General features: G+C 60.5%; 11 protein-coding genes and 1 pseudogene. 9 read left to right on the forward strand and 3 right to left on the reverse strand.

The genetic code is table 11. The features are described 5' to 3' along the window. Positions 1 to 27: 27 nt before the first annotated feature. Both EWE75_RS20595 and EWE75_RS26080 read right to left on the reverse strand, forming a co-directional pair. A complete protein-coding gene (locus EWE75_RS20595; protein ID WP_130159974.1) occupies positions 28 to 1,953 on the reverse strand; it encodes a sulfotransferase family protein in 1,926 nt (641 codons plus the stop codon). A gap of 287 nt (positions 1,954 to 2,240) precedes the next feature. Next, complete coding sequence (locus EWE75_RS26080) at positions 2,241 to 2,372, reverse strand: hypothetical protein (protein WP_282432720.1); 132 nt, start codon at positions 2,370 to 2,372, stop codon at positions 2,241 to 2,243. A 128-nt stretch (positions 2,373 to 2,500) separates the two neighbouring features. Between EWE75_RS26080 and EWE75_RS20600 the strand changes: the two genes are divergently transcribed. The 6 genes from EWE75_RS20600 to EWE75_RS20625 all read left to right on the forward strand — a co-directional run bounded on the left by EWE75_RS20600 (position 2,501) and on the right by EWE75_RS20625 (position 8,816). Then, a complete protein-coding gene (locus EWE75_RS20600) occupies positions 2,501 to 3,643 on the forward strand; it encodes a polysaccharide biosynthesis/export family protein (RefSeq protein WP_130159975.1) in 1,143 nt (380 codons plus the stop codon). A 64-nt stretch (positions 3,644 to 3,707) separates the two neighbouring features. Continuing rightward, entirely contained in the window at positions 3,708 to 4,271 is a 564-nt protein-coding gene (gene rfbC, locus EWE75_RS20605; RefSeq protein ID WP_130159976.1) for a dTDP-4-dehydrorhamnose 3,5-epimerase, read from the forward strand. Between the two features lie 4 nt (positions 4,272 to 4,275). Continuing rightward, positions 4,276 to 5,361 carry a dTDP-glucose 4,6-dehydratase gene (rfbB, locus tag EWE75_RS20610; RefSeq protein ID WP_130159977.1) on the forward strand — a complete coding sequence of 362 codons (1,086 nt, stop codon included), beginning with the start codon at positions 4,276 to 4,278 and terminating at the stop codon, positions 5,359 to 5,361. Continuing rightward, positions 5,358 to 6,248 (forward strand): dTDP-4-dehydrorhamnose reductase, encoded by an 891-nt coding sequence (gene rfbD / locus EWE75_RS20615; RefSeq protein ID WP_130159978.1) that lies wholly within the window; start codon positions 5,358 to 5,360, stop codon positions 6,246 to 6,248. The genes rfbB and rfbD overlap by 4 nt, the downstream gene beginning before the upstream one ends. A gap of 41 nt (positions 6,249 to 6,289) precedes the next feature. Continuing rightward, positions 6,290 to 7,186 carry a glucose-1-phosphate thymidylyltransferase RfbA gene (gene rfbA / locus EWE75_RS20620; protein ID WP_130159979.1) on the forward strand — a complete coding sequence of 299 codons (897 nt, stop codon included), beginning with the start codon at positions 6,290 to 6,292 and terminating at the stop codon, positions 7,184 to 7,186. Positions 7,187 to 7,505: 319 nt separating this feature from the next. After that, positions 7,506 to 8,816 carry a TylF/MycF/NovP-related O-methyltransferase gene (locus EWE75_RS20625; protein WP_130159980.1) on the forward strand — a complete coding sequence of 437 codons (1,311 nt, stop codon included), beginning with the start codon at positions 7,506 to 7,508 and terminating at the stop codon, positions 8,814 to 8,816. A 192-nt stretch (positions 8,817 to 9,008) separates the two neighbouring features. On the opposite strand, the pseudogene EWE75_RS25700 reads toward EWE75_RS20625, so the two are convergent. Then, positions 9,009 to 9,301: pseudogene (locus EWE75_RS25700) on the reverse strand (transposase); the annotation flags it as partial. Between the two features lie 130 nt (positions 9,302 to 9,431). Between EWE75_RS25700 and EWE75_RS20635 the strand changes: the two are divergent. The 3 genes from EWE75_RS20635 to EWE75_RS20645 all read left to right on the forward strand — a co-directional run. Beyond that, complete coding sequence (locus EWE75_RS20635) at positions 9,432 to 10,499, forward strand: GSCFA domain-containing protein (protein ID WP_165388465.1); 1,068 nt, start codon at positions 9,432 to 9,434, stop codon at positions 10,497 to 10,499. A gap of 5 nt (positions 10,500 to 10,504) precedes the next feature. Next, positions 10,505 to 11,353: a WcbI family polysaccharide biosynthesis putative acetyltransferase gene (locus EWE75_RS20640; protein ID WP_130159982.1), complete on the forward strand. Its 849-nt coding sequence runs from the start codon at positions 10,505 to 10,507 to the stop codon at positions 11,351 to 11,353. A gap of 182 nt (positions 11,354 to 11,535) precedes the next feature. Continuing rightward, positions 11,536 to 11,782, forward strand: a 247-nt coding sequence (locus EWE75_RS20645) for a helix-turn-helix domain-containing protein (RefSeq protein ID WP_130159983.1), incomplete at its 3' end; no start/stop codon positions are given.

Genomic DNA, 11,782 nt, shown 5'->3' on the forward strand with positions numbered 1-11,782 from the left:
CTTGGGCGGCAGTGCGGGTGCCGACTTTCAGGTCCTGAGTCGTCCTTCCTCCAGGCCATGCGAAACGTAGTGGAGCAAAGGGTCGCCGCCAGCGTCCGCGACGTCAGGGTAATGGTTGCGGTAGCTGTCGGCATCGAAAAGACCTTCCCGCTGCAGGGTCTTGTCCTTGATCGCTTTTGCCCAACCCGCCGGAACCAAGCGCAGCCACCATCGGCCAGGAGCGGCGAGAATGCGCAGGGTCTCGCGCAGAAAATGGACATGATCGTTTTGCAGTACGGCGTATGCCCGCGCTTCCTGCAGCTGACCGGAGAGGCTATCGGCCCGTTCCATGGCCTGCACGTGCAGTATCGATAGCTCGACATTGCGGGCTACTGAGGCTTGCGTTTCGCCGTGTAGCGCCGCGATCTCCTGCTCGTGCCGGTGACGCTGCATCTTGAGGTCGTTGGATTTGAGCTTCAAGCTCGCCCGCAAGCCTTCCATTTCCTGATGATCCATCTGGCGCTCGACATTCAACTGTTTCGTTGTCGTCTGCCAGCGCACGATCTCGGCATCCGCCTGCGTGATCCGCAAGCACAGGCTGTCGAGCCGGAGATCGGCTTCCTTCATCTGGTGACGTGCTTGGTCAAGGTCGGCGTCGAGCGCTGCAATGCGATCGCCTGAGGCGGTCAGCAGATCGTCTTTTTTGGCGTGCGCGAGCACGGTCTGCGAGAGTTCCTCTCTGGTGGATTGCAGTTTGGCTTCCAGCGATGCGACAGTCCGCGTTGCGTCGTCCAGCGACGTTTGGGTCGTTGCAAGAGCGCCGTTTGCCTGTGCCAACCGGTTTCGGACGGCGGCCAGTTCCTCATCCAGCAGTTTCGAGCGACGGTCAGCGGTCTCCAGGCTCAAATGCAGTTGCTGTTGCGCATCGCCGGCATCTCGCAACTGCGCAAACGCGAGGTCAAGTTGTCGATCGAGATCCTCGGCGCGGCGGTTCGCGGCGTCCAGCCTGTCAGCCGCGAGGAACTTCTCTGTATGGGCATCGTCCGTCACCTGGGTCAGCTCGGCTACCCTTAGGGCGAGGCTATGACGGTCCCTGCTGATGTCTTCTATTTCGCGATGCGCGGTGCTCAGCGCCGTGACGACAGGAAAAAAGTTCTCACCGGTCTCGTTGAAAGCTTGGCGGATGGCATCGAGCCGCGCCCGGCCCTCGTCATCCTCGCCGTATGCGATCCACCGCAGCAGGATCGCATACGTCTCGCGCAGCCAGCGCGAATACGCTGCATTCTCGATGATGTCCGCCGGCTGCCGTACGTGGTGGCGGAGGTCGTGGGAAAGAAACGCCGTCGCGTCTGCCGCGAAGGCCGCCCTGCTGCGCGGCCAGTCGATCTCGAGTCCTTCACCGAGGCGATCCGCAAGGCCGCTCCAGTTGTCGAGTAGCTCCTCGTAGTGCGTGAACATTCGCCGGCGTCCCCGACTGGCGAACTCGGCATCAAGGACATGCCGCAACCACAGCAACTGCCCGATGGTGGGATCCATACGATCGCGTTTGCAAAGCGATGCCGCCACCTCTAGCGGGTTGCGCAACGGGATAAGCGTCGCCGTCTCGATGTTGCGCTGTGCCAGCACTTCGTACCAGAAGCCTGCCAGCCGACAGATCCGCGGATCCTTGAGAACGAACAATGCGGCGTCGCCGAATTCGGCATCCAGCACTTTTGCTGCGGCCGGCAGATTATCCTGATAGGTCTGCGACTTGGCCCAATCGGCATGCATCGGCAGCCAGTCCGACCAGGCCGATCCGGCTTCGGCAAGCATACCGTCGTTGAACGCGCGGATGGCATCGGATTCCCAATGGCCCGCCGGGTTGGTCGGATTCGCATCGAGCAGCGTATGCGGCAACGTGCAGCCCAGAAAGTTGAGGAAGCGCGTTATGGCGCTACTGCCGGTGCGATGCATCCCGAGCACTAGAACGGCCACACGCTTAAGTTCTTTTTCAGGCGCGGCTGCTACCGACTTTGCCTCGTGGGATGGCATGCGAGCATTTATTGTCGATTGTACCACAACATGATCCTCAGTCGTCGAACAGGCTTGATTTCTTATTATAGATTTGGCCGAACGACGCATAATAACGAATGAAAGACCGAATGTGCTATTTTTTAGCTCATTTAACTATATATTATTCACCGATTCGCTGGGTTTTCCGGATACGGAAATTTACGGATGTGCTGCTTTTCGGAGCATTGACGAAGTTTTATCCAAAATTATCATGGCACTTTCTCCGTCGGTTCATCAAGTGCTTGAATGGCGTCCTTGCAGTCGGTCCAGCATTCGCGCATGTTTTTTCGTGCAGGCGGCGTCCGGCGCAAGGATTGCAGCGCACGGATGATCTTGATCATAGCCTAAATAAAGGCCATTCGCCGCGCTCCGGTGCGTAAGAGGGCCTGGCAGCATTTATTGGTTGTTCCGCACGAGGCAGGCCGCTAACCGGCACTGCTCAGCACAGGTCGTATTGGCGAACGAGTAAATGCATCGCAAAATATTGTTCACGCTTGTCGCGTCCAGCCTTCTTGGGGCCTGCGCGAGCTTACCGTCGAGCGGCCCTACGGGAAAACATGTTCGCGACAGCGCGGCATTGGTGCAACCCGATGGTGTGGGCATCCAGCTCGTCGAGGTCTCGGATGCCTCCGCGATGCCGGCCGGCACCTCCACCACTAAGTCCGTTTTCCCTGAATTCACACCGCCGCCCACCGATATGATCGGGCCTGGCGATGTGCTTTCGATCACCATTTACGAGGCCGGCGTCACGCTCTTCGGTGGCGGTGCAGTGGTGACCGGCGGCAAGTCTGGCGCGTTCGACCCTTCGGTCAAGGCGCAGGCGCTGCCGCCTGCGCGAGTCGACGATTCCGGCGACATTGTAGTGCCGTATGCTGGCAAGCTGCGGGTAATGGGCAAAACCGCATCCGAAGTGCAGGATCAAATCCGCCGTGCCTTGCGGGGCGTGTCGGCAGACCCGCAGATTCTGGTGAGCCTTGCCCAGGTCATCACCAATTCCGTCATCGTCGGCGGCGAAGTGGCCCGGCCGGGGCGCCTGGTGCTTCAGACCAATCGGGAAAAAGTGTCGGACGTAATCGCGCTGGCCGGCGGCCAACGTGGAAATACGAAGGATATTGCCCTGCGCATCTCGCGCGGCTCGAACACGATCGACATGCGCCTGAGCGAATTGTTCGACAATCCCTCTGCCGATATCACGGCTTATCCCGGTGACCGGCTGACGCTGCTTCAAAGCCCGCTCACGTTCTCCGTCCTAGGTGCGCCCGGGCGTGTCGATCAACTGCCCTTTACCCGATCCTCCATGTCCTTGGCCGAAGCGGTCGCCAGCGCCGGTGGTTCGAACCCTAATCTGGGCGATCCGGCGGCAATCTTCGTGTTTCGCTATGTCGCGGATGAAAACGGCAACCCCAAGCCGGTGGTCTATCATCTGAACATGATGGAGACGCGCTCGTACTTTCTGGCACAGAAATTCGCGATGCACGACAAGGACATCCTGTATTTTGGCAATGCCAGGGCTAACCAGCCCAGTAAGATGGTCCAGCTCATCAGTCAGTTGTTCTCGCCGATCCTGACGGTCACGAGCGCGGTGCAGACGGTGCAGAACAGTAGAAACTGAAAATTGGCCTCGCCGCCGCCGCGTTCGCGGCGTGGCGGGGCAGGACTATCGTGGAAGGTAGAGCATGGAGAGAACCTCCTATTCGATTTCCGGCGTGAAGCTGCTTGCGCCCCGCCGTATCGGTGACGAGCGCGGCTATTTTGCCGAGACGTTCCGGGCCGACCTATTCGCGCGGACCTGCGGGGAGCATCCGTTCGTGCAGGACAACGAATCGTTCAGCGCCCGGCCCGGCACCATTCGCGGTCTCCATTTCCAGAGCGAGCCGTATGCGCAAGGCAAGCTGGTGCGCTGCACTGCGGGCGCACTGTTCGACGTGGCGGTGGACATCCGGCAGGGCTCGCCGACCTACGGGCAGTGGGTCGGCGAAACGCTCTCGCCCGTTAACGGCAAGCAACTGTGGGTGCCGCCCGGCTTCGCACACGGGTTCTGCTCGCTCGAACCCGATACCGTCATCTGCTACAAGGTCACCGGCTATTACAACGCTGCGTGCGACAAGGGCCTGGCCTGGGACGATGCAGCCATCAGCATCGAGTGGCCGGCCGCAGCCGACCCTGAAACCCTCTCGGCTAAGGACCGCACGCAGCCCCGCCTGGCCGACCTTCCCGCATATTTCGTCTGGAGCAAATGACCCCATGCGCGTAATCGTTACCGGGGGTGCCGGCTTCATCGGCTCGGCGCTCGTGCGCCATCTCGTGCTCGACAAGGGCTACGATGTTCTCACCATTGACGCGCTGACTTATGCGGGGTGCGAAGCCTCGCTGCGCGCCGTCCAGGACAAGGCAAATCACCGCTTCGTCAAGGCCGACATCTGTGACCGCGCGGCGATGGACGTGGCCATCGCCGATTTCGCGCCTGACCGGATCATGCACCTCGCCGCCGAAAGCCATGTTGACCGTTCCATTACCGGGGCGGCGGATTTCATCCAGACAAACATCGTGGGCACCTTCACCCTCCTGGAGGCCGCGCGGGGCTACTGGAGCGGCCTGGAAGCCGATGCCAAGTCGGCCTTCCGGTTCCTCCACGTCTCCACCGACGAGGTCTACGGTTCGCTGGGCGACGAGGGCCTGTTTGAAGAGACCACGCCCTATGATCCCAGCTCGCCCTACTCGGCGTCCAAGGCAGCGTCGGATCACCTGGCCAAAGCGTGGGAACGTACGTACGGGCTGCCGGTGGTGGTCTCCAACTGCTCGAATAACTACGGCCCATATCACTTCCCCGAAAAGCTAATCCCGCTGACGATCCTCAACGCGATGGAGGGCAGGCGGCTGCCCGTTTACGGCAAGGGCGACAACGTACGCGACTGGCTATTCGTGGACGACCATGCCCGCGCGCTCGACATCATCATTGAGAAGGGCCGCGTGGGCGAGACTTACAACGTAGGTGGCCGCAACGAGCGGCAGAACATCGACGTGGTGCGTCGCATCTGCGCCGTGCTCGACCAGTTGATCTCCGGCGACACCCCGCGTGAAAACCTAATAGAGTTCGTCACCGACCGTCCAGGCCACGATGCGCGCTATGCGATAGACGCCACTAAGCTGGAGACTGAACTAGGCTGGCGGGCACACGAAACTTTCGACACTGGCATCGAGAAGACAGTGCGCTGGTACCTGGAAAACCAGTGGTGGTGGCAGCCCCTGCGCGAAAAGTACGACGGGCGGCGCCTTGGCCTGACAGCCGCCAAAATTTCCGGAGCTCCCATCACCGGTACTCCTGCATGAGGATCGCCGTCACGGGCACAGCGGGGCAGGTCGTCACCAGTCTGCGGGAACGTGGGGAAGCTGCCGGGCACGAAATAATCGCGCTGGGACGGCCCGAGCTGGATTTGACCAATCCTGTCTCTGTGACGCGCGCACTGGCGACCGCCGCGCCCGATGCGGTGGTGTCCGCCGCAGCCTATACTGCGGTGGACAAGGCCGAAACCGAGGTGGACCTCGCGTACGCCGTCAACGGCGCAGGCGCGGGGGCGGTGGCGCAGGCGGCTAAGGCGCTGGGCGTGCCGCTCGTCCATATCTCAACCGACTATGTGTTCGACGGGACGCTAGATCGTCCTTACGTGGAAACCGATCCCACTGGACCGACTGGCGTGTATGGTGCGTCCAAGCTGGCGGGCGAGGAGGCGGTGTTGGCGGCCTATGCCGAAGGCGGCGCGATCCTGCGGGTGGCTTGGGTCTACAGCCCGTTCGGCGGCAATTTCGTCAAGACCATGCTGCGCGTGGGCGAGAGCCGCGACGTGGTGTCGGTGGTGGCGGATCAGGTGGGTAATCCCACCAGCGCGCTCGACATCGCCGATGGTATCCTGGCGGTAGCCGCCAACCTAGCGCTTGATCCCGATCCGACCTTGCGCGGCGTCTTCCACATGACCGCTGCCGGAGAGGCCAGCTGGGCGGACTTCGCGCAGGGCATCTTCGCCGCGTCGGCCGCGCACGGCGGCGCTGCGCCGAAAGTGACGCGCATCGCTACCGCCGATTATCCCACCCCCGCCGCCCGGCCCGCCAATTCGCGGCTCGATTGCAGTCGGATCGCTCAGGTCCACGGCGTCGCGCTGCCGGCATGGCAGGGCGCGCTGGAAACCGTGGTGGCTCGCCTGCGGATTGCGGCGGCCTGACGACGATATGGCCTGACCGAACGACACGAGGAAGACGATACATGAAGGGCATCATCCTGGCCGGCGGCAGCGGCACCCGGCTTTATCCGATGACGCTGGCGACGTCCAAGCAACTGATGTCGGTATACGACAAGCCGATGATCTACTACCCGCTCAGCACTCTAATGCTGGCGGGCATCCGCGAGGTTCTGATCATCTCCACCCCGCGCGATACCCCCGCTTTTCAGGCGTTGCTGGGAGACGGCTCGCAGTGGGGCATGAGCTTCGAGTATGCCGTCCAGCCCAGCCCTGACGGACTGGCGCAGGCCTATGTCATCGGCGCGGATTTCGTGGCCGGGCAGCAGTCGGCGCTGATCTTGGGCGACAACATCTACTACGGCCACGGCCTGCCCGCGCTGTTGGGGAGCGCCGGTGCGCGCAAGCAGGGCGCCAGCGTCTTCGCCTACCACGTCACCGATCCCGACCGGTACGGCGTCATCGTGTTCGATCAGGATATGAAGGCCATGTCGATCGAGGAAAAGCCAGAACGGCCGCAATCCAACTGGGCAGTCACCGGCCTGTACTTCTACGACGAGCAGGTGGTGGACATCGCCGCCAACCTTAGGCCCAGCCCGCGCGGCGAACTGGAGATCACTGATGTCAACCGGGTCTATCTGGAGCGCGGTGAACTGTCAGTTGAAATCATGGGCCGGGGATACGCCTGGCTCGATACCGGCACCCCGGATAGCCTGCTGGACGCGGCCGAATACGTGCGCATTTTGGAAAAGCGCCAGGGCTTTAAGATCGCCAGCCCCGAGGAGATTGCCTTCCGCCAACGCTTCATCGACGAGGCGCAGATGGAACAAGCCATCGCCAGGCTGGGCAAATCGGACTATGGCCGCTACCTGCGCATGATTCTGGCGGAAGGCAAAGGCCCTTCCGATCTCCCCTCGAATTGACGGACTGATGCTACGCGCTTGGTGCAAGGTGATGGATGGTGGCGCGGCGCGCGCCAGCAGGAATGCCCCTTGGACACGTGCGCCGATATGCGCTCCCGCAGGTCACTCGAATAGGCTCGCCCCCTGATCCACCTCCAAACCGGGGTGAATCATATTTTTAAGCTATCCGAAACCCCGCCGATTCATACTTCTAGCTCGATGCTCTCGAGCCGAGCTCCTGGAGCAATGAAAAAGCTTCGTTAGCAGCATCAAACGCGTATTAAGGAATGGCTGATTTACTGCGTCCATTTGGGCTACAGCTTTCGACCGAGGGGGGAACGTGATTAAATCCAAGCAGACGGTGCTCACGCGAATGGGAGGCCGCCTTGCGCCGCGCGGCAGCATTGATGCGGTCGCTGGCGGTAGAATCATTGGATGGGCACTTGGCCATGGGCAGCTGGAAGTGGAGGCTTGGCTCGGCGATACCTGTGTTGCGCGCTGCATTCCTTCGGTCGATCGCCCTGATGTCGCCGCAGCATTCCCCGGCCGACGAGGAAGCGAAGTCTGCGGATTTTCGATCGACCTGCCGTCTGACACTCTGAAAGGTGCGTTCGTAGGGGAAGTGAAGATCGTCGCTCGCCCGGCTCGACCTTGGCCCAGCGCAACCTTGGCTAATTTGCACATTGCGGCTCCTCTCGCTGTTCGCAGCCTTGCTGAACCGTCGACCAGCGGCATTCGCGGTCCTTTTCCGCGCGACGTAATCGACACTGTGGCTGTATACTGGCCCCAGGATTGCATGGACCTTGCAACCGCCGCCGGTCAGCAGCGGTTCGCTGATCGACTGCTGGCGATCATGGCGACGCCAGATCTCAACGCCTTGCCCGCGATAGCCGACTATGCCCGCTATCTCACCGATACGATGGCTCATTGCCGCTTCGTGGAACGGCACTTCCCGCAGACGAACCCTAAGGCCTCATCGGGCGCGGCAGACTTTCACTGCAAGCCGAACTCCATTCGGGAGCTGTTCCCCATTATCCACCAGCTCTACGTTCTTAAATCCTGGGGCGTGGACGGTGACTTCGCGGAGTTTGGCTGCTTCAAGGGGTATAGTTCATCGATGCTGAGCTATGCGTGCGCGCATCTCGGATTGAAGATGCACATCTTCGACTCCTTTGAAGGACTGCCGCCGTCGGAAAAATCAGGCTACGACGCTGGGCAATATGCCGGAAGCCTGGATGAAGTAACCGACCATGTGACTCGCTTCGGAGCGATCGAGGCGGTCGAGTTCCACAAGGGATTCTTCGCTGACACCTTCCGCGACTGGCGGCCGCCTCAGCTCATGTGTCTGTGGATGGACGTTGATCTCGAGGTCTCGTCACGCGACCTCATGGTCGCTGCCGATCGCTTAAGCCCAGAAGCTACTCTGTTCAGCCACGAATGCACCGCCGGGATATTTGTTGAAGGTGCGATCGTAACTCAGCCTTCGCCAGATAATCCCATTCCACCGATGCTGGCGCGACATAACGAACTGCAGCGGCCGCTCACTGGCCATTACGTCGCAGGCTATACCGGAGCGTTTTGGCCTCGTGATACTGGTGTGCCGGTGATCAACACAGAGGTGCTCATGAACCTGGCGCGCAAGTTGGCCTAGAAAGAGATTCAGCATGGATCTCGCCTAGTTGGACGTCTAGGGGTTGAAACCGTCTGGAAGCATCGCTGCGCTTTTGGCAGCATCGCGCGGCTTTGATGTTGTAACCGCCCCCCCCTCGATGGCGTTGATGTGCCAAGGTGGGTCTGCAACGATCCATTGGGGAGAGCGGTCATGTCGGAGATTATCACGGTCGATATCCAGCGTTGCCGCGTCGATCCCCAGATGTACCTTGCGCCACTGCGGCGGTACGAAACACCATGTTTGCGCGTCTTCCACTCACCTTCACCCGTCATCTTAATTCTTGTGCTGTCAACCAGAAGGCGCAGGCCGCGTGAACTGGACCGCCCGCCAAGCTCGACCATCAACGACGTCTTCTGCCGTCGGCACAGTGTCGTATAAGCCGGCAACGGCCAGTCCAACCCGGCAAGCTTGATCAGGCTCGCCATCATTGCCTCTATCGCGCTCCGACACAATGGAATCAGAAAATCACCGGAAACTCGAGCGGTAAATCAGGGTGCCCACATGAAGCGATCATGTTTCGGCCTTGTGGGGGCGACGACAATTGGTTTAGCACCCGCAAAATCATCGCCCAGAATGGCACAAAGATGGGTCAACATGCATCATCCCGAGCTGCGGCACCCTTATAGCGATCTGCCATCCTACCAGTTCTGGAAGCGGTCGGTCTCCGCTGTGGAGGCCCATCTGGTGGATCCGGTGACGCGTCCGCGTTTCACCGTGGGCAAAGAGGAATGGGTCGCTACGGCCGGCAGCTGCTTCGCCCAGCATATCTCCCGCCGGATCAGCCGCTCAGGGTACCAGTACCTCGTGACTGAGGACCGGGCCGATCTATCCGCCGACGAACGGACCGCTGCCGGCTATGGCCTGTTCCCGGCTCGTTTCGGCAACATCTACACCACGGTGCAGCTGTTGCAGCTGTTTGAGGAAGCCTTCGGCGAGCGGAGCACCTCGTCGGAGGCGTGGCAGCGGCCCGATGGCAGATATGTCGACCCGCTGCGCCAGCAGATCGAACCGGGCGGCTTTGCCACGCCCGACTGCGTGAAGCAGGACCGCGTCCGGCATCTCCAATGTGTCAGGCGCATGTTCGAGCAAGCGGACGTGTTCATCTTCACGCTGGGGCTGACCGAAGCGTGGCGATCGCGCGCAAACGGCACCGTGTTCTCCGCCGCGCCGGGCGTGGTCGGCGGGGCGTTCGATCCAAACCACCACGAATTTGTGAACTTCTCCGTCGAGGAGACTTATGCCGCCCTGCGGGACTTCCTGGCCAAGTTCCACATGGTCAACCCGGCGGCCAAGGTTCTGTTGACCGTATCGCCGATTCCGCTGATCGCAACGTACGAGGATCGCTCGGTTCTGTCATCCAACACCTACAGCAAGTCCGTCCTGCGCGTCGCGGCGGAAATGGCGATCCGCGATCACGATTGGGTCGATTATTTTCCGTCCTACGAAATCATCACGAACAGCTCCGCCGGTGGCCTCTATTATCATGCTGATTACCGAGAGGTGAATGGCTTGGGCGTTGCCCATGCGATGCGTTGCTTCATGCACAACTACACCACGGATGGCAGCAGCCGTGAGGCACCGGCGCCGGCGCAGTTTGACGGTCACGCAGCGAGCCGCGCGGTGATCTGTGACGAGAATATTCTGGACACGGCAAGGGGTTAGCATTGGTGGAACGCTGGCTGGTCATGTCGAATTGTCAGACGGTGGGTCTGGCAAACTGTCTTCAGGCACAAGCTCCAGACATCGTGATCACGCCGCTTGATCCGGGGCAGTTTAAGGCTCGGCCCTGGCGGGTAAAGCTACGGATGGGCAGCTTCGACCGGCTGCTCATCTACCCGGCCATCCGGCAGGAGGTGCCCAAGGCCAGGCTCGATCGGATCAGTACGCATGTCGAGTTGCCGATCATCACCTTCCGAGGCTACCACCCCGATCTGATCTACATCTTTAACCGCGCCAAACCACTCAGCGGACCGATCAGCCACTACCATTCGGCAATCGTGTTCGCCTGCTATCTGCAAGGGATCAGCGCGTCAGACACGTTGGCCTACTTCAATGGCCACTTCTTCGAACGGTGCGGATATTTCGACGTCTGGTCCGGAGAGAGGGATCGCCTGGTGGCGGAGTTCGAAGCAGCTGGCCTCAACATTCGTCCCTACTTCCGCGATTGGGGGCGTACCACGGCATTCATGTATTCGTACAATCATCCACGCATTCAACCGCTGTACGATATGGCGTCTGCGTTGCTGGAATGCCAAGACTTGCCGACCTATCGATCCGACCTGATCCCGCATGACAATCTCGCCAACAGTGCCATCTTTGCCGTTTATCCCGAGATTGGTGAGTCCGTGGGTGTTCATGGCCGATACGAATTTCGCTCTGCAGGGAATTACCGAACAATTGGGCTAGAGGAATACATCGGGCGATGTTTCGCATTGTACGCCACCCTGCAAGTAAGTGATTTGGAGCCATTCCACGAATTCAGAAAGCAAGTTGAGGACATTAGAGCGTTGTTGTAGCGCTTGAGCGGCGCGCTTAGAAATATGGCTAATGGAATGAATCCTGGAGCTACTTTGGCAGCTTGCTTGTTGAAGACTGATCGAGCGGCTCATGGCGATGCGGGCGACGTGTAAGCGTTAGTCTAGTGCAGTGACCCAATCGGGTGATTCACAATCGGTTGGTTTCGTGCGAGTCTGGCGGGATGTCCCAGATCGTATGTGTGATCGTAAACTCTGAAGATGCTGCGCGGTTGGCGTCGGTGGTCGCCGATCGAAACGGTTCGCTCAAGCATATCCAGCGCGCCAGGATCGTGCTGGCCTCATCGGAGCGGCTGACGGTATTGGAGGTTGCGCGCCGGACCGGTGCCAGTCGACCAGCGGTCTGGCGCTGGCAAGCTCGCTATGCTGCGGAAGGCGTGGAAGGGTTGCTGCGCGACAAAACCCGGCCGC

It is taken from the genome of Sphingomonas populi (genome assembly GCF_004208535.1).
GTDB lineage: Bacteria > Pseudomonadota > Alphaproteobacteria > Sphingomonadales > Sphingomonadaceae > Sphingomonas > Sphingomonas populi.

Excerpts from the sequence above, each read along its gene's own strand:
- EWE75_RS26080 (WP_282432720.1), bottom strand. The coding sequence starts at position 2,372 with ATGATCAAGATCATCCGTGCGCTGCAATCCTTGCGCCGGACGCCGCCT.
- EWE75_RS20600 (WP_130159975.1), top strand. The coding sequence starts at position 2,501 with ATGCATCGCAAAATATTGTTCACGCTTGTCGCGTCCAGCCTTCTTGGG.
- rfbC (WP_130159976.1), top strand. The coding sequence starts at position 3,708 with ATGGAGAGAACCTCCTATTCGATTTCCGGCGTGAAGCTGCTTGCGCCC.
- rfbB (WP_130159977.1), top strand. The coding sequence starts at position 4,276 with ATGCGCGTAATCGTTACCGGGGGTGCCGGCTTCATCGGCTCGGCGCTC.
- rfbD (WP_130159978.1), top strand. The coding sequence starts at position 5,358 with ATGAGGATCGCCGTCACGGGCACAGCGGGGCAGGTCGTCACCAGTCTG.
- rfbA (WP_130159979.1), top strand. The coding sequence starts at position 6,290 with ATGAAGGGCATCATCCTGGCCGGCGGCAGCGGCACCCGGCTTTATCCG.
- EWE75_RS20635 (WP_165388465.1), top strand. The coding sequence starts at position 9,432 with ATGCATCATCCCGAGCTGCGGCACCCTTATAGCGATCTGCCATCCTAC.